Below are 15572 nucleotides of genomic sequence, written 5' to 3'. Positions count from 1 at the left end.
GACGGCGGTGGGGGCGGTTGCGGCGGGGGTGGCTGTGGCGGTGGTGGTTGTGGAGGCTGCGGGGGTTGCGGAGGATGAGCACCGCGATCGGTATCGGCTGGCGCCCCGAAATCGACTTGTCGATCGAGCGGCTGCCCGGCGTCGAGTTCGTCGAGGTGATCGCCGAAGGCATCAAGCCCGAGCGACTGCCCGACTCTCTACAGGCATTGCGAGCCCGTGGAATTCCCGTTGTCCCACATGGTGTTTCGCTCTCGCTCGGTGGGGCGCAGGCGCCTGAGCCGGCCCGCCTGGCGCACCTCACCGCATGTGCGGCGGCGCTGGATGCGCCATTGGTCAGCGAGCACATCGCCTTCGTGCGCGCCGGTGGCAGCGAGGCCGGGCACCTGCTGCCGGTGCCGCGCACCCGCGCGGCCCTCGATGTCGTCGTCGAGAACGTTCGAATCGCCCAAGACGCGCTCGGTGTCCCGCTGGCGCTGGAGCACGTTGCGGCAGTGCTGGAATGGCCCGACCGCGAGTTCACCGAGGCCCAATTCCTGGCCGAGATCGCCGAACGCACCGGCGCGCTCCTGCTGCTCGATGTCGCGAACCTCTACACCTCGGCCGTCAACTTCGGCGCGGACCCTCTCGATGCGCTCGAAACACTGCCGCTGGAACGAATCGCCTATGTCCACGTCGCCGGCGGCGCCTTGCGCGACGGCATCTGGCACGACACTCACACCGCCGACGTGGCCGAGCCGATCTTGGAGCTGCTCGCCGAGCTCGCGAGCAGAACCGTGTTGCCCGCCGTCATGTTGGAACGCGACGGCGCCTATCCGGCAGTGGACGTGCTCGCGGGGGAGCTCTCGGCCATCCGGTCCGCTGTCGGCCGCGAATCCGCAGGCACAGTCAGTCCCTGGGCGGCTGGCCTGCCCCGGTATCCGAGCGTGCCGGCACCGCACGTCCCTGAGGCAACTCGTCACGAGCTCGCCGTCGCGCAATGTCACCTGCTGAATGGGCTGCTCGGGCTGGCTGATCCACCACCGGGCTTCGACGCAGACCGGGTCGCGGTTGCGGGGGCCGTATTGGCCCACAAGCGAGCGCACAGTCTCGCGAAAATGAGCTTGGGTGCGAAGTTCCGCCGGAAGTTCGCACCCAAGCTCACGTTCGGGCGTTAGGGGGCGAAGGCCTCGTCGATGATGGCCTGCTGCTCGATGGCGTGCACCTTCGAGCTACCCGACGACGGCGCGCTCATGGCCCGGCGCGAGATGCGCTTGATGCCGGTGAGGCGGTCCGGCAGCAGTTCCGGCAGGCTCAGGCCGAATGTCGGCCAGGGGCCCTGGTTGGCTGGCTCTTCCTGCACCCAGAAGTACTGCTGCACGTTCGGGTACTGGGCCAGGGTGGCTTCGAGACGGCGCCTGGGCAGCGGGTACAGCTGCTCGATGCGCACGATCGCGATGTCTTCTCGGTTGTCCTTGGCCTTGCGTGCCACCAGGTCGTAGTAGAGCTTGCCGCTGCACAGCAGCACTCGCGTGACCTTGGCCCGGTCGCCGACCCCTTCTTCGTAGGTCGCCTCTTCGAGCACCGAGCGGAACTTGATCTCGGTGAAGTCCTTGACGTCGCTGACCGCGGCCTTGTTGCGCAGCATGGACTTCGGGGTGAAGACGATCAGCGGCCGGTGGATGCCGTCGAGGCCGTGCCGGCGCAGCAGGTGGAAGTAGTTGGCCGGGGTCGACGGCATGGCGACCGTCATCGAACCCTCGGCACACACCTGCAGGAACCGCTCGATGCGGCCCGACGTGTGGTCCGGACCCTGGCCCTCATGGCCGTGCGGCAGCAGCAGCACGACGTCGGAGAGCTGGCCCCACTTGGCCTCACCCGAGCTGATGAACTCGTCGATGATCGACTGGGCGCCGTTGACGAAGTCACCGAACTGGGCTTCCCACAGCACCATGGCGTCGGGGTTGCCGACCGAGTAGCCGTACTCGAAGCCGACGGCGGCGTACTCCGACAGCGCCGAGTTGTAGATCAGCAGCTTGCCGCCGGTGGGGGTGCCATCGGTGTTGGTGGCCAGCAGCTGCAGCGGGGTGAACTCCTCGCCGGTGGTGCGGTCGATGAGGACCGCGTGCCGCTGGGTGAACGTGCCGCGCTGGGTGTCCTGACCGGAGAACCGGATCAGGCGGCCCTCGGCGACCATCGAGCCCAGGGCGAGCAGCTCGCCGAACGCCCAGTCGATCTTGCCCTCGTAGGCCATCTCACGGCGCTTCTCCAGCACCGGCTTGACGCGCGGGTGGACGTTGAAGCCCTCGGGCACCGCCAGGTGCGCGTCGCCGATGCGGGCCAGCAGTGACTTGTCGACCGCGGTCAGCAGGCGCTGCGGGATGGTCTGGTCGGACTCCACCGATTCACTGGGCTCGATGGTGTGCTTCTCGAGCTCGCGCACCTCGTTAAAGACCCGCTCCAGCTGGCCCTGGTAGTCGCGCAGGGCATCCTCGGCCTCTTTGATGGAGATGTCACCACGGCCGATGAGGGCTTCGGTGTAGGTCTTGCGGACGCCGCGCTTGGTGTCGATGACGTCGTACATGTACGGCTGGGTCATCGACGGGTCGTCGCCTTCGTTGTGGCCGCGGCGGCGGTAGCACAGCATGTCGATGACGACGTCCTTCTTGAACGCCTCACGGAAGTCGACCGCGATCCGTGCCACCCAGGCGCAGGCCTCGGGGTCGTCGCCGTTGACGTGGAAGATCGGCGCGCCGATCATCTTGGCCACGTCGGTGCAGTACTCGCTGGAGCGCGAATCGGTTGGCGCCGTGGTGAATCCGATCTGGTTGTTCACCACGATGTGGATGGTGCCGCCGGTGCGGTAACCCTTGAGCAGTGCCAGGTTCAGCGTCTCGGCCACCACGCCCTGGCCGGCGAACGCGGCGTCGCCGTGCAGCATCATCGGCATGATCGAGAAGCGGCCGTGTGCGTCGCTGTCGTCGTGTTCGTCACCAACGAGCAGGTCCTGCTTGGCCCGGACCAGGCCCTCGAGGACGGGGTCGACGGCTTCGAGGTGGCTCGGGTTGGCGACCAGCGACACGTCGATCTCGTTGTCGCCGAACATCTGCAGGTAGTGGCCGGTGGCGCCGAGGTGGTACTTCACGTCGCCGGAGCCGTGTGCCAGGGCCGGGTTGAGGTTGCCCTCGAACTCGCTGAAGATCTTCGAGTACGGCTTGCCGACGATGTTGGCCAGCACGTTGAGGCGGCCGCGGTGCGGCATCCCGATGACCACTTCGTCGAGGTTGTGCTCGGCCGCCTGGTCGATGGCGGCGTCCATCATCGGGATGACGGCCTCCGCGCCTTCCAGCGAGAAGCGTTTCTGCCCAACATATTTGGTGTGCAGGAAGGTCTCGAAGGCCTCGGCGGCGTTGAGCTTGGACAGGATGTACTTCTGCTCGCCGACCGTGGGCTTGTCGTGCTTGACCTCGACGCGTTCCTGCAGCCACTTCTGCTGCTCGGGTTCGAGGATGTGGGTGTACTCGACACCGACGTGGCGGCAGTAGGCGTCGCGCAGCACCGACAGCACGTCGCGCAGCTTCATGAACTGCTTGCCGGCGAAACCGTCGACCTTGAACTCGCGGTCCAGGTCCCACAGCGTCAGGCCGTGGGTGTTGACGTCGAGGTCGGGGTGGCTGCGGAAGCGGGTCTTGTCCAGACGCAGCGGGTCGATGTCGGCCATCAGGTGGCCGCGGTTGCGGTAGGCCGCGATCAGCTCGATGATGCGGGCGTTCTTGTGGGAGATCGAGTCCGGGTTGTCGATCCGCCAGCGCACCGGCTCGTAGGGGATGCCCAGCTCGCGGAAGATCTCGTCGAAGAAGGCGTCGTCCAGCAGCAGGCGATGGACGGTGCGCAGGAAGTCGCCGGACTCGGCGCCCTGGATGATGCGGTGGTCATAGGTCGACGTCAGCGTGATGAGCTTGCCGATACCGAGCTCGGCGATGCGCTCCTCGCTGGCGCCCTGGAACTCGGCCGGGTACTCCATGGCGCCGGCGCCGATGATGGCGCCCTGACCGCGCATCAGGCGCGGCACCGAGTGCACGGTGCCGATGGTGCCCGGGTTGGTCAGCGAGATGGTGACGCCGCTGAAGTCTTCGGCGGTCAGCTTGCCGTCCCGCGCGCGCCGGACGATGTCCTCGTAGGCCGCGATGAACTGGCCGAATTGCATTGTGTCGCAACGCTTGATGGCCGCGACGACGAGCTGGCGCGAGCCGTCCTTGTTCTGCAGGTCGATGGCCAGACCGAGGTTGGTGTGCGCCGGCGTGACCGCCGACGGCTTGCCGTCCACCTCGGCGAAGTACCGGTTCATGTTGGGGAACTGCTTGACCGCCTGGACGATCGCGTAGCCCAGCAGGTGGGTGAAGCTGATCTTGCCGCCGCGGGTGCGCTTGAGGTGGTTGTTGATGACGACGCGGTTGTCGATCATCAGCTTCGCGGGGATGGCACGCACGCTCGTGGCGGTCGGCACGTCCAGCGACGCGTTCATGTTCTTGACGACGGCGGCCGCGGCGCCGCGCAGCACCTGCGTCTCCGAGTCCTCGGCCACCACCAGCGCAGGAGCGGCCTTGGCGGGAGCGGCCTTGGCCGGGGCCGGTGCCGCGGGTGCAGGAGCGGCAGCAACGGGCGCGGCGGCAGGTGCCGGTGCGGCCGGCGCGGGTGCCGGGGCCGGAGGTGCCGCGGCGGGTGCCGGGGCTACTACGGCGACGGAATCCGTTGTGTCCGTTATGGGTTCGGGGTTGTAGTCACGTAGGAAGTCGTGCCAACTCGGGTCCACCGAGGACGGGTCCTCACGGAATTTGCGATACATCTCTTCGACCAGCCACTCGTTCTGACCGAATGGTGAAGGTGATGTGCTCACGGCCGCTATTCGCCTCGTTTCCTTCTGCCCGACGAGCGCTGGACCTCAGCCCGGCATAGCCCGCCATATGTTGTGTTGGCGGTCGCCCGCCCCGGTGCCGCCTAAGGCTAACCCGTCGGTCGATTCCTTGGTCGGCGGAAGTCAGTGAATGGTCAAGTATTGGTGCCTGAGCACCACGGAGAGTTTGCTAATCCCGCGCCTCGGGCAGCACGTGCAGTGTCTGCCGCCACCGCGCCGGCGGCGGCCCGAACGCCGCGCGGGCGTTCTCGATGATCTTCTTGCTCATCAACCGGTTGCCGACGCCACCGATCACCGCGCCGATGCCGACCGGCAACAGCTTGCCGAAGGCGATGGCGCCACGCTTGAGCGCGTACTTCTTCACGAAGAACTTCAGCAGCCGTGAATTCAGTTGGGAGACAGCCGGCAGTGGCACGGTCGCCGCGCCGTCGGCCAGCCAGGCGCCACTGGTGCGGCCGGTGCCGAGCAGATCCCCGATGGCGTGCTTGCCCTCATCGCCGACCAGCACCGCGAGCACCAGAGCGCGCCGGCGTTCCCGCTGATCGACCGGGATGCCGTGCACCTCGGCGACCGCCAGGGCGAACACCGCGGTCGCTTCGAGGAACACCACGGTCTCGCCCGCGACCGCCGACATCGCGACGAGGGTGCCGATGCCGGGGAAGGCGGCGGCCGACCCGACTGCGGCGCCGCTGGCCATGGTCGCGGCGAGGTAGTGGGTCTCGAGCTTGGCGATGATCTCGGCCGGGGTGGCGCCGGGTTTGTGTTCACGCAACCGGTTCACGTAGGCCGCCACGGCCGGCGCCTGCACCCGGGCTCCGCCTTCGAGGATGTGCGACAGTGCCTTGGCGGCGGCGCCAGGATTCTCGTCGCGGGCGTCATGCTTCACAGGCAACTGCCCCTTCATGCTGGAGCGAGCACTCATCGGCCGGCCTCTCCATCTCCGTACTCAGGATTTCAGGCTATCGCGTGGTCAACGATCGGCGCGTCATCTGAGTGCCCGGCACCGGCTGAGCCGGTAAATGCATCTGGACCTGCCTGGTTTGCCGGGAAGAAAAAACCGGTATGCATTGCTAACCATATTCATGGCAGCATCGCCCCTTGTGGATCTGACAGCGGTAGGTGACGCCGCCAGTAGTGGCGCGCTCCCCGAAGCACCGGAGGTACGTCCGGCGCCGAGCCGCACCCGGATGATCGTGGTGCTGGGCCTGCTGGTCGCGCTCGGCCCGCTGACCATCGACATGTACCTGCCCGCACTGCCGCGTATCGCCTCTGAGCTGGGGCTGTCGTCGTCGGTGGCGCAGCTGACGCTGACGGGGACGCTTGGCGGGCTGGCGCTGGGGCAGCTGATCGTCGGCCCGCTGTCGGACGCGCTGGGCCGTCGGCGGCCCCTGGTCGCCGGCATCCTGCTACACATGGCGGCCTCGGTGCTGTGCCTGTTCGCGCCGAACATCGAGGTGCTGGGTGTGGCTCGCACGCTGCAGGGCGTGGGCGCCGCCGCAGCCTCCGTCGTGGCCATCGCGGTCGTGAGTGACCTGTTCGAAGAGTCGGTCGCCGCAGTCGTGATGTCCCGGTTGATCCTGGTCCTGGGCGTGGCGCCGGTGTTGGCGCCCTCGTTGGGCGCGGCGGTACTGCTGCGCGGTTCGTGGCACTGGGTGTTCGCCGCACTCGCGGTGCTCGGTGGTGCGATCCTCGCGGTGGCGGTGCTGGCCCTGCCCGAGACACTGGCGGTCAAAGACCGGCGCCCGTTGCAACTGCGGGCAATTCTGCGCACCTACGTCGAGGTGCTGAGCGATGTCCGGTTCGTCGTGCTGGTCATCGTCGGCGCGCTCGGGATGTCGGGCCTGTTCGCGTATATCGCGGGTGCCGCGTTCGTGCTGCAGGGGCGTTACGGTCTGGACCAGCAGGCCTTTGCCCTCGTGTTCGCCGCCGGCGCGATCGCGCTGATCGGTGCCACCCAGTTCAACGTCGTGCTGCTGCGCCGGTTCGAGCCGCAGAAGATCGCTCTCGTCGCGCTGGTCGCCGCATCGGTGTTCGGCCTCGGTTTCGTCGCGTTGGCGTTCCTGCACGTGGGTGGTCTGGCCGCTTTCCTGATTCCGGTCTGGGCCATGCTGGCCGCGATGGGCCTGGTGATTCCCAACACACCTGCCGTCGCACTGGCCCGTCACCCTGATGCCGCCGGCACCGCGGCGGCCGCACTGGGTGCTGCCCAGTTCGGTCTCGGCGCGGCGGTGGCACCTCTCGTCGGCGCACTGGGCAACGGTGAGTTGGCTCTCGCGGCGGTGATGACGACGGGTGTCGTGGTCGCGCTGTTGGCGCTGTTGTCGGTCGGGGATATGGGCGAGTCGGGACACGAACGCCACCGGGCTTAGCCCCTCGGGGCTCTCAGGCTCCTTTGCGCCATGCCGAGCTGCTGACTTGTTCGGATCCGCGACTGTCCGTAGCGTCGAAGTCGAGGCTGGCACGTCCGCCGGCCACCGGACTTGATACCCACTGCATGCAAACGTTGATTTTCGCCGGAGTTTGTCGGTGAGTGCTGCGCAGGTCAGTCGACCCTGGATTGCCCTCTGGGCCATGATGTTCGGCTTCTTCATGATCCTGGTGGACTCCACGATCGTCTCCGTCGCCAACGTCGTCATCATGCAGAAGCTCGGCACCGACTACGACGGTGTCATCTGGGTGACCAGCGCCTACCTGCTGGCGTATGCGGTGCCGCTGCTGGTCGCCGGCCGGCTCGGTGACCGCTTCGGGCCGCGGAACCTGTACCTGGCCGGGCTCGCCGTCTTCACGCTGGCGTCGCTGTGGTGTGGCCTGTCGGGCAGCATCGGGATGCTCGTCGCCGCGCGCGTGGTGCAGGGTCTGGGTGCGGCGTTGTTGACCCCGCAGACGCTGTCCACGATCACCCGCATCTTCCCGCCCGATCACCGCGGTGCGGCCATGAGCGTGTGGGGCGCCACCGCCGGAGTGGCGACGCTGGTCGGCCCGCTGGCCGGTGGCGTGCTGGTGGACCACCTCGGCTGGCAGTGGATCTTCTTCGTGAACGTGCCGATCGGCATCGTCGGCCTGGCTCTGGCCTGGGTGCTGGTCCCGCAGCTGCCCACCGAGCGGCATCGGTTCGACGTGCTCGGCGTGGTGCTGTCCGGCGTCGGCATGTTCGGCATCGTGTTCGGCCTGCAGGAGGGGCAGACACATGACTGGGCCTGGTGGATCTGGCTGGTGATCCTCGGCGGCCTGGGCTTCATGGCGGCGTTCGTCTACTGGCAGTCGGTCAATCCGGACGAGCCCCTGATTCCGTTGACGGTGTTCCGCGACAACGACTTCTGCCTGTCCAACGTGGCCGTGGCCACCATCGGGTTCTGCGTCACCGCGATGATCCTGCCGGTGATGTTCCATACCCAGGCCGTGCTGGGTCTGAGCGCGACCCGGTCGGCCCTGCTCACCGCGCCCATGGCTGTGGTGTCCGGGATGCTGGCGCCGTTGGTGGGCAAGTTGATCGACCGCTATCCGCCGCAGCCGATCGTCGGGTCGGGGTTCTCGGCGCTGGCGATCGGGCTGACCTGGTTGTCATTCGGGCTGACCCCGACGACGCCGATCTGGCAGCTGGTGCTGCCTTTCATCGCGATGGGCATCGGCATGGCGTTCATCTGGTCGCCGCTGGCGGCGACCGCCACCCGCAACCTGCCGCCGCGGCTGGCCGGCGCCGGGTCCGGCGTCTACAACGCGACACGGCAGGTCGGTTCGGTGCTGGGCAGCGCGGGCATGGCTGCCTACATGACCTCCCGGATCAGCGCCGAGCTGCCGACCGGCGGCCGGCCGGCCGCCGGCGAGGGCGCACAGGTGACGCTGCCGCCCTTCCTGCATGAGCCGTTCGCGACCGCGATGTCGCAGTCGCTGCTGCTGCCGGCGTTCGTCGCGTTGTTCGGTGTCGTGGCCGCGATGTTCCTGCGCGGTCAGGTGACCCCGGCTGCGGCGCCGGCTCGGTATGTGGAACCGGCCGAGCCCAACTACTTTCCCGATGACGACGACTACGTCGAGTACACCGTCGACCGCGCCGCGTTCGATGCCGTATACGACTCCGAACCACGGGACTCCTGGTACGCCGAACCCGACGAGCCGCTCACCTCACCGATTCCGGTGCACGTCGATCCCGTGCCGTCACGACCGGGCCGGCACTACCGCGAAGACGACGATGCCACCGATCCGGGCGTGTACGGCCTGCACTCGATGTAGCTCAGTAGACGCGGCTGCCCTGCGCCGAGAGCACGAAACCGTGGGCCTTCTTGTCTTGGCCCCAGGCTTCGCCAGGATTTTGGATCTCGCAGGTGAGTGATCCGTCACCTGCCGTCGCGCACACTTCGTCGTTCTCGTCGACGGACCCCTTGGCGCCGGGTACGACGATCTTCTGGCCGGGCGCCAACTCCCGGTAACTGGCGGGGTCGACGGGCACGCTGCCGTCCTGGGTTTCCTTCTGCTTCACATCAGCCTGGCCATAAGTCGCCACGCTGCCGGCCGCAACCTCCACCTGGGTCACGCCCGCGGGCACGCCCGGCAGCTTCCCCCAGCACGTGATGCTGGAGTAGTACTGCCACGAGTTCGGTCCGTCGTACAGCTCGCAGTGCACGTCCCCGGCGGTCTTGAACCGGTACGACGACCAGCCGTAGTGCTTGGGTCCGGCGTAGTCGCAGAGGTTCACCGGGGCGTAGCCGTCGAACCCGGTGATCACCGCGGGTGCGCGGTTCGGATCGGTGGTGCCGCACGACGGTGCGGCGTGGCTGCCGGGTGCCGAGTTGATCGCAAGCAGTGGCAACGTGAGGGCAACGATCGGGGCGAATCTGCGCACGATATTTGACGCTACCGGCCAAAGTGGGCGGGATCAGCGGAACAACACCGCGGGATTCAGGTAGCCCGTCGGGTCGAATGCCGCCTTCACGGTGCGCATGGCGGCGATGTCGGCGTCGGTGCGTGACATGGTCAGGTAGTCGCGCTTGCGGGTGCCGACGCCGTGTTCGGAGCTGACGTTGCCGCCACAGTCGGCGATCAGCGTCATCATCGCGGTGTAGAGGGCTTGTTCGGTCTCGTCGGAGACGTTGCAGCGCACCAGGTTCAGATGCAGGTTGCCCTCGCCGATGTGGCCGAACAGCACGGGGATGGCCTCGGGTGCGTGCTCTGCGGTCACTGCTGCCGCCGCGTCGGCGAACCGGGACACCGATGAAAGCGGCAGCGACACATCGAATTTCAGCGGCGGGCCGTACCAGCCCAGCACTTCGCCGATGGATTCGCGGACCTGCCACAGCCGCTGCGCCGCGCTGCCGTCGACGCCCACCGCCGGTTCGCCCGTCAGCTCGGCATCGTCCAGCGCCGAGGCGAGCATGTCGGATTGGTCTGTGTCGCCGGCCATTTCGACCAGCAGCTGCCAGGCGCCACCGACGGCCGCGTGTACGCCGAGGTGCTCGGCGGTCAGGGTGCTGGCCCGCGCGTCGATCAGCTCGAGCGCCGCGATGCCGTCGGTGTCCCGGAGCCGGCGTCCGGTGGTGATCAGGGCGTCGAGGTCGTCGAACCCGGCCACCGCGGTCACCCGATGTGGCGGTTTCGGGTGCAGTCGCAGGTCCAGGCCGGTGATGACCCCGAGCGTGCCCTCAGCGCCGACGAACAACGAGGTCAGGTCGTAGCCGGTGTTGTCGCTGCGCACTTGGCTGTGCCGGCGCACCAGCGAGCCGTCGGGCAACGCGACCTCGAGGCCCAGAATCTGCTCGCGCATATTGCCGTACCGCACGGTGCGCAGGCCGCCGGCGTTCGTCGACGCCATGCCCCCGATGGTCGCCGAATCGCGGGACGCGAGGTCGACACCGAACACCAGGCCCGCGGCCGCGGCAGCGTGCTGCACCGCGGCGCAGGTAGCTCCGGCCCCGACCCGGATTCGGCGTTCCTCGGCATCGACCGCGCCGACCGCCGACAACCGTTCGGTGGACAGCAGGATGTCATCGTGTTCGGGGACGGTGCCGGCCACCAGTGACGTCCGTCCGCCCTGCACCGTGACGCAGGTTCCCGCGTCCCGGCACGCCCGCAGTACTGCCGCGACTTCGGTATCGCTGCCCGGACGGACCAGTGCCTGTGCGCGGCCGTGGTACCGGCCGGTGTGGTCGACGACGCGTCCGGCGAGTACGTCGGCGTCGGTGGTGACGTATCCCGCGCCGACGATCGCGGTGAGTCGCTCGATGGTGGTGTCGGTCATGGGCGTGGTGGCGGCCGGTGCCGAGCGATCTGGCCTTTGGCGTATTCGACCGCCGGCGGTGGGACGAGAGGGCTGGGGACGCCGAAGCGGCTGGTCTTGGTTCGGAACATCACCATGTCGGCGGTGGGTCTGACCGCGACGACCGAAGCCCAGCCGATCGTCACGGTGCCACCAGGGTTGGCCACCATGAATCCGGAGTCATCGAATCCCGACGCCCAATGTGCACCGGGAAACATGGTGTGCCCCAGCGTTCGATAGCTGCGGAACCACGCCATCGCCGCAATCATGGCGAGGAAGAACGTCAGCGATACGACCGCGATACCGATAGCCGCCGGTACGGATCCGGCGCCGGCTGCAGCGAACCCGACGACGATCACGACGATCAACCACAGTCGCCACTGCGTCAGGGCTCGCCGGGTGGACAGCCACGTGAAGTGCCGGCGATCTGACGGACCGGCCGTCCAGATGTGATGGACGGGTGGCACCTGCGGACCCGGCGGCGGCATCGTCATGCGGTCACCGACAGGAACGCGCCCAGTTCGATCATCCCGTCCGGGGTTGACGGCAGATAGTCGGTCAGATACGTCGAGCGCACCACGTAGGCGGCGTACTTCGCGCGGCTGATCGCCACGTTGAGGCGGTTGCGATTCAGCAGAAAGCCCATGCCGCGGGGCACCTCGGCGATGGACGACGCCGTCATCGAGACGAACACCACGGGGGCCTGCCGCCCCTGGAACTTGTCGACGGTGCCCACCTGGACATCGCCGTACCCGGCCGCGTCCATCCGCTCGCGCAACAGCACCACCTGCGCGTTGTACGGCGCCACGATCAGAATATCTTCGGGCTCAAGGTTTTTCGTGCCGTCCTCGTCGGACCACTGCCGGCCGACCAGGCCGCCGATGGCCGCAATGATCGCCTCGGCCTCCTCGGGACTGTCGGTCGCATTGCCCTCGTGGTCGACGGTCATCAGGTGCACGCCGGGTTCGATCCCGGCCAATTTCCTTGCACCGCTGACACTTTCGGCAGCCAGCAGCCGGTTGTCGTATGACAATGCCGACACCGGCGCGCAAACGGCCGGGTGCATCCGGTAGGACACGTCCAGGAAGTAGCCGCGTTCGGCGGGCAGGGTGTGTCGTCCCTCGACCAGCCAGCTCAGGGCCGATTCGTCGACCGGCTCCGGGTGGGTGCCCTGGCTGACCTGCGGCAGCTGCTGCGGATCGCCGAGCAGCAGCAGATTGCTCGCCGCGGGTGCGACGGCGATGGTGTTGGCCAGACTGAACTGGCCGGCCTCCTCGATGACCAGCAGATCCAGGCAACCCCGCGGGACACGCCCGTCGTTGGCGAAATCCCAAGCGGTGCCGCCGATCACGCAGCCATTGCTGTCCTCGATGAAGCGCGCGTATTGGTTGTCCGGGACGTCGCTGAACGGCGCGTCCTCGGGCGCACGCTTCTTGCCGACCACCTGGCCGTCCACGCCCGCCTTGACCACGCTGGCGAGCACGTTCTCGACGACGGCGTGCGACTGCGCCACCACCCCGATGCGCCAGTGGTCGCGGTTGACCAGGTCGGCCATGACCTTCGAGGCGGTGTAGGTCTTTCCAGTTCCCGGTGGGCCGTGCACCGCGAGGTACGACGAGTCCAAATCCCGCAGGGCGGCAACGATATCCCGCGCCGTGTCACCGGTGCGGGGGAGTGGTCCCTTGGACAGGGTGCGCGGGGTGGACCGCAACAGGATGTCCAGCGCCGCATTGGGCGGCAACGACGGCAGTCCGGTAGCCAGCGCACCGGCTGTCGTCTCGATCGACGTTCGCAGCGGTTTGGTGTTCGGCGGCGGACCGGGCGTCAGCGCGAAGGGCAGTTGGCCGAACTCGTCGCCGTCCTTGCCGGTCCGGTGCATGATCAGCACCTCGGTGCCATCTTCGTTGCAGTCCAGAACCTTCGCGGTGCCGGCGGCGCGGACGTCCGGATCGTCGGAAAGCCCTGTCGGAGAAGGTGGTTCGTAAAGGGCGAACACCTCGGCGTCCGGCCGGATCGAGCCGGCGGCGATCTCGCCGCGCAGCAGCACCTGGCGCTGGGGCTTGCGGGCCTTGGGCGGGGTGTTCCAGTCGACGGCGATGTGCGGGGTTGTCGTGGCCACGAAAACGTCTGTGCTGTCGGCCCATTCGTCGATCGGGTTGTTGATCCGGTCGAAATGCTCCCACCAGAAGGGCTTCTCCTCGCGCTGGTGGTACCCGCGGGCGGCCGCGATCATGGCCACGGCCTGCTGCTCGTCCGAGCGTGCCGTGGTGCCGTCACCCGCGTACTTCGCCAGGGCGCGCTGCGTCGCGTCGTCGGTCGGCACCGCCGTCTCGGGTTGCGCGAGGCCGCCACCGACCGGCCCGCGGGGCGCGATGCCCTCGGCCCACGCCACCCCGAGCAGCCACTCGCGCAACCGCAGTGTGGAGCGGCAGTCGTAGTGGTTGTAGTCCTCGATCTGCTTGAGGACCGTCGCGGCTTCCTCGTGTTCCCCGGCCGCCTCGAGTTCGGTGTGGCGCGCGTACTGCGTGATGGAGTCGGTGGCCTTGGTGACCTCGCCGACGCGCAACTCGCCGCCCATGTACAGCGGTTCCAGATACTTGATGCTGTAGCTCTCGGTGCCGACCCGAATGCTCTTGCGTACCAACGGCAAAAGGTCCACCAGTACGCCGCTGCGCAGCAGCTCGTCCACCTCGGCCTCGCCGACGCCGTAGCGCCCCGACAGCCGCAGCAGAGTGCTCTTCTCATAGGCGGCGTAGTGGTAGATGTGCATGTTCGGGTACCGCTTGCGTTGCTTGCGCACGAACGCCAGGAAGTCGACGAGTGCCTGCCGTTCACTGGCCCGGTCATGCGCCCACAGCGGGTGGAAATCGCCGGTCGCGGTCAAGGTGCCCCAGAGGTACTCCAGGCCCCAGTCCCGGCCGTTCTCGGTCCACAGCGGGTCGCCTTCGTAATCGAAGAACAGGTCGCCGCGGTCGGGTTCGGGCAGCCCGGTGAGCGGCTGTGCGTCGATCACCTCGAACTGGGGCTTGTTGTCGACCGGGGGAGCGACCTGCAGCCGCGCCTGCCCGACGAGATTCGCCACGATGCGGGACGAGAGTCCCGGCACTGCGCCGCTGTGTTCGGCCAGTTCGTGCACGGTGGTGATCCCGGCATCGAGCAGTCGGGCCCGCTGGCTCACCCGCATGCCGGCTACCAGCAGCAGGTCATCCCGCTCGCGGACTTCGACTTCGCAGTCCTCGCATTGATGGCAGGCCCGCAGTTCCGGGGACTCCCACGACACCGGCGCCCCGCCGGCCCGGTGCTCGTCGAGCAGCCGCTGCAGCGCAACCCGTCGCGGCAGGTATACCGGAAGCAGTTCGGCCACTGGGTAACTGGCGATGGTGCCGTCACCGAGCACCAGGTCGACCTCCGGCGCCACCGGCACTCCGGCCTGCTCCAGCGCGTCGGCGTAGGCCGCCAGCTGCAGGAGTGCCTCGACTTTCACCGAGCGCGCCAGCTTCGTGTCCCGCAGGCGATAGCGGCCGTCGTCCAGGATCAGGAAGTCGGCGAAACCCAGGAAGCGGCCGTCGAACATCGCGGCCTGATAGATCACCGGCTCCCGGCGGTCGACCGCCGCCCGGGTGGCCTCGGCCGCCGCGACCAGTCCGGCCACCGTGTACGGCCGCGGCCGGCCGATCGTGGTGACGTTGTCCCCGGATGCGGCCAGCTGTTCCAGGTGCCGCTGCTCGTGGGTGTCACCGAGTTCGGCGGTACGGGCCAGCAGATCGTCGTCCACGACGGCTTTCGGTCCCCGGCCCAGCAGCCCGTCGAACCGGCGCAGCAGCGCGTACTCGCAGCGCGCCGCGGCGGCGAGGTCGGACGCGCTGTAAATCACAGCGGCGTCCTCACCATCGGAGTGCTTGCCGGGACTGAGGAACACGTCGCCACCATATGGCAGCCCGCCGACAGACCGGGGCTACCTTGGCTGGAGTGAGCAGGATTTTCACCACCAGCGTCGCGTCGGTCTATCCCCACTACGTCAACAAGGTGGAGAAGAAGGGGCGCACGACTGCTGAGCTGGATCAGGTCATCTGCTGGCTGACGGGTTTCGATCAGGCCGCGCTGGCTGCGCATCTCAAAACCGAGACGACCTTCGAGGACTTCTTCGCCGCGGCGACGCTGAACCCGAACGCGGCACTGATCACCGGGCTGGTGTGCGGCGTCCGCGTCGAGAACGTCGAGGACCCGCTGATGCAGAAGATCCGCTATCTGGACAAGCTGGTCGACGAGCTGGCCAAGGGCAAGGCCATGGACAAGGTGCTGCGCGCCTAGACGGTATGGAGGCGACTTGAGGCCGAAGGCCTCGGGCTGCAATCGGACGTGGGTTGCCGGTGGCGGGTGAACACTCGCTCCGGTAGAGCCACAGTTGCAGATCAGGAGGCCTCCGGTGAGTTT

At 67.8% G+C, this 15572-nt stretch carries 10 protein-coding genes; 4 read left to right on the top strand and 6 right to left on the bottom strand.

What is annotated here, in order from left to right; translation table 11 throughout:
- Window positions 1-74: 74 nt before the first annotated feature.
- On the top strand, window positions 75-1154 hold the full coding sequence (locus tag TL10_RS28640) for an MbnB/TglH/ChrH family RiPP precursor modification enzyme (RefSeq protein WP_043988337.1): 1080 nt from the start codon (window positions 75-77) through the stop codon (window positions 1152-1154).
- Here the strand turns inward: TL10_RS28640 and TL10_RS28635 are convergent.
- Both TL10_RS28635 and TL10_RS28630 read right to left on the bottom strand, forming a co-directional pair.
- Entirely contained in the window at window positions 1151-4873 is a 3723-nt protein-coding gene (locus TL10_RS28635; protein WP_043395435.1) for a multifunctional oxoglutarate decarboxylase/oxoglutarate dehydrogenase thiamine pyrophosphate-binding subunit/dihydrolipoyllysine-residue succinyltransferase subunit, read from the bottom strand. The two genes, TL10_RS28640 and TL10_RS28635, sit on opposite strands and share 4 nt — an antisense overlap.
- 187 nt (window positions 4874-5060) lie before the next feature.
- Window positions 5061-5813 (bottom strand): hypothetical protein, encoded by a 753-nt coding sequence (locus tag TL10_RS28630; RefSeq protein WP_043395433.1) that lies wholly within the window; start codon window positions 5811-5813, stop codon window positions 5061-5063.
- A gap of 160 nt (window positions 5814-5973) precedes the next feature.
- Here TL10_RS28630 and TL10_RS28625 point away from each other — a divergent pair, with 160 nt between their 5' ends.
- Both TL10_RS28625 and TL10_RS28620 read left to right on the top strand, forming a co-directional pair.
- Window positions 5974-7260 carry a Bcr/CflA family efflux MFS transporter gene (locus tag TL10_RS28625; protein WP_082068116.1) on the top strand — a complete coding sequence of 429 codons (1287 nt, stop codon included), beginning with the start codon at window positions 5974-5976 and terminating at the stop codon, window positions 7258-7260.
- A 202-nt stretch (window positions 7261-7462) separates the two neighbouring features.
- A complete protein-coding gene (locus tag TL10_RS28620) occupies window positions 7463-9118 on the top strand; it encodes an MFS transporter (protein WP_043988333.1) in 1656 nt (551 codons plus the stop codon).
- Window position 9119: 1 nt separating this feature from the next.
- Here the strand turns inward: TL10_RS28620 and TL10_RS28615 are convergent, their stop codons facing one another.
- The 4 genes from TL10_RS28615 to TL10_RS28600 are packed head-to-tail and all read right to left on the bottom strand — an operon-like array spanning window position 9120 to window position 15057.
- Window positions 9120-9728: a hypothetical protein gene (locus TL10_RS28615; RefSeq protein ID WP_043988331.1), complete on the bottom strand. Its 609-nt coding sequence runs from the start codon at window positions 9726-9728 to the stop codon at window positions 9120-9122.
- A gap of 33 nt (window positions 9729-9761) precedes the next feature.
- Window positions 9762-11120, bottom strand: coding sequence for an FAD-binding oxidoreductase (locus tag TL10_RS28610; RefSeq protein WP_043988330.1), 1359 nt, complete (start codon window positions 11118-11120; stop codon window positions 9762-9764).
- Window positions 11117-11632: a YcxB family protein gene (locus TL10_RS28605; RefSeq protein ID WP_131630828.1), complete on the bottom strand. Its 516-nt coding sequence runs from the start codon at window positions 11630-11632 to the stop codon at window positions 11117-11119. The genes TL10_RS28610 and TL10_RS28605 overlap by 4 nt, the downstream gene beginning before the upstream one ends.
- The gene (locus TL10_RS28600) at window positions 11629-15057 is read right to left on the bottom strand and encodes a TM0106 family RecB-like putative nuclease (protein ID WP_043988327.1); all 3429 of its coding nucleotides are present in this window, start codon (window positions 15055-15057) and stop codon (window positions 11629-11631) included. The genes TL10_RS28605 and TL10_RS28600 overlap by 4 nt, the downstream gene beginning before the upstream one ends.
- A gap of 50 nt (window positions 15058-15107) precedes the next feature.
- Here TL10_RS28600 and TL10_RS28595 point away from each other — a divergent pair, with 50 nt between their 5' ends.
- Window positions 15108-15449: a DUF2200 domain-containing protein gene (locus TL10_RS28595; RefSeq protein ID WP_043988325.1), complete on the top strand. Its 342-nt coding sequence runs from the start codon at window positions 15108-15110 to the stop codon at window positions 15447-15449.
- Window positions 15450-15572: the final 123 nt, after the last annotated feature.

Source organism: Mycolicibacterium llatzerense (assembly GCF_000878195.1).
Lineage (GTDB): Bacteria > Actinomycetota > Actinomycetes > Mycobacteriales > Mycobacteriaceae > Mycobacterium > Mycobacterium llatzerense.
The sequence above is the reverse complement of the archived record's forward strand: the minus strand, read 5'-3'. Positions and strand labels throughout refer to the sequence as shown.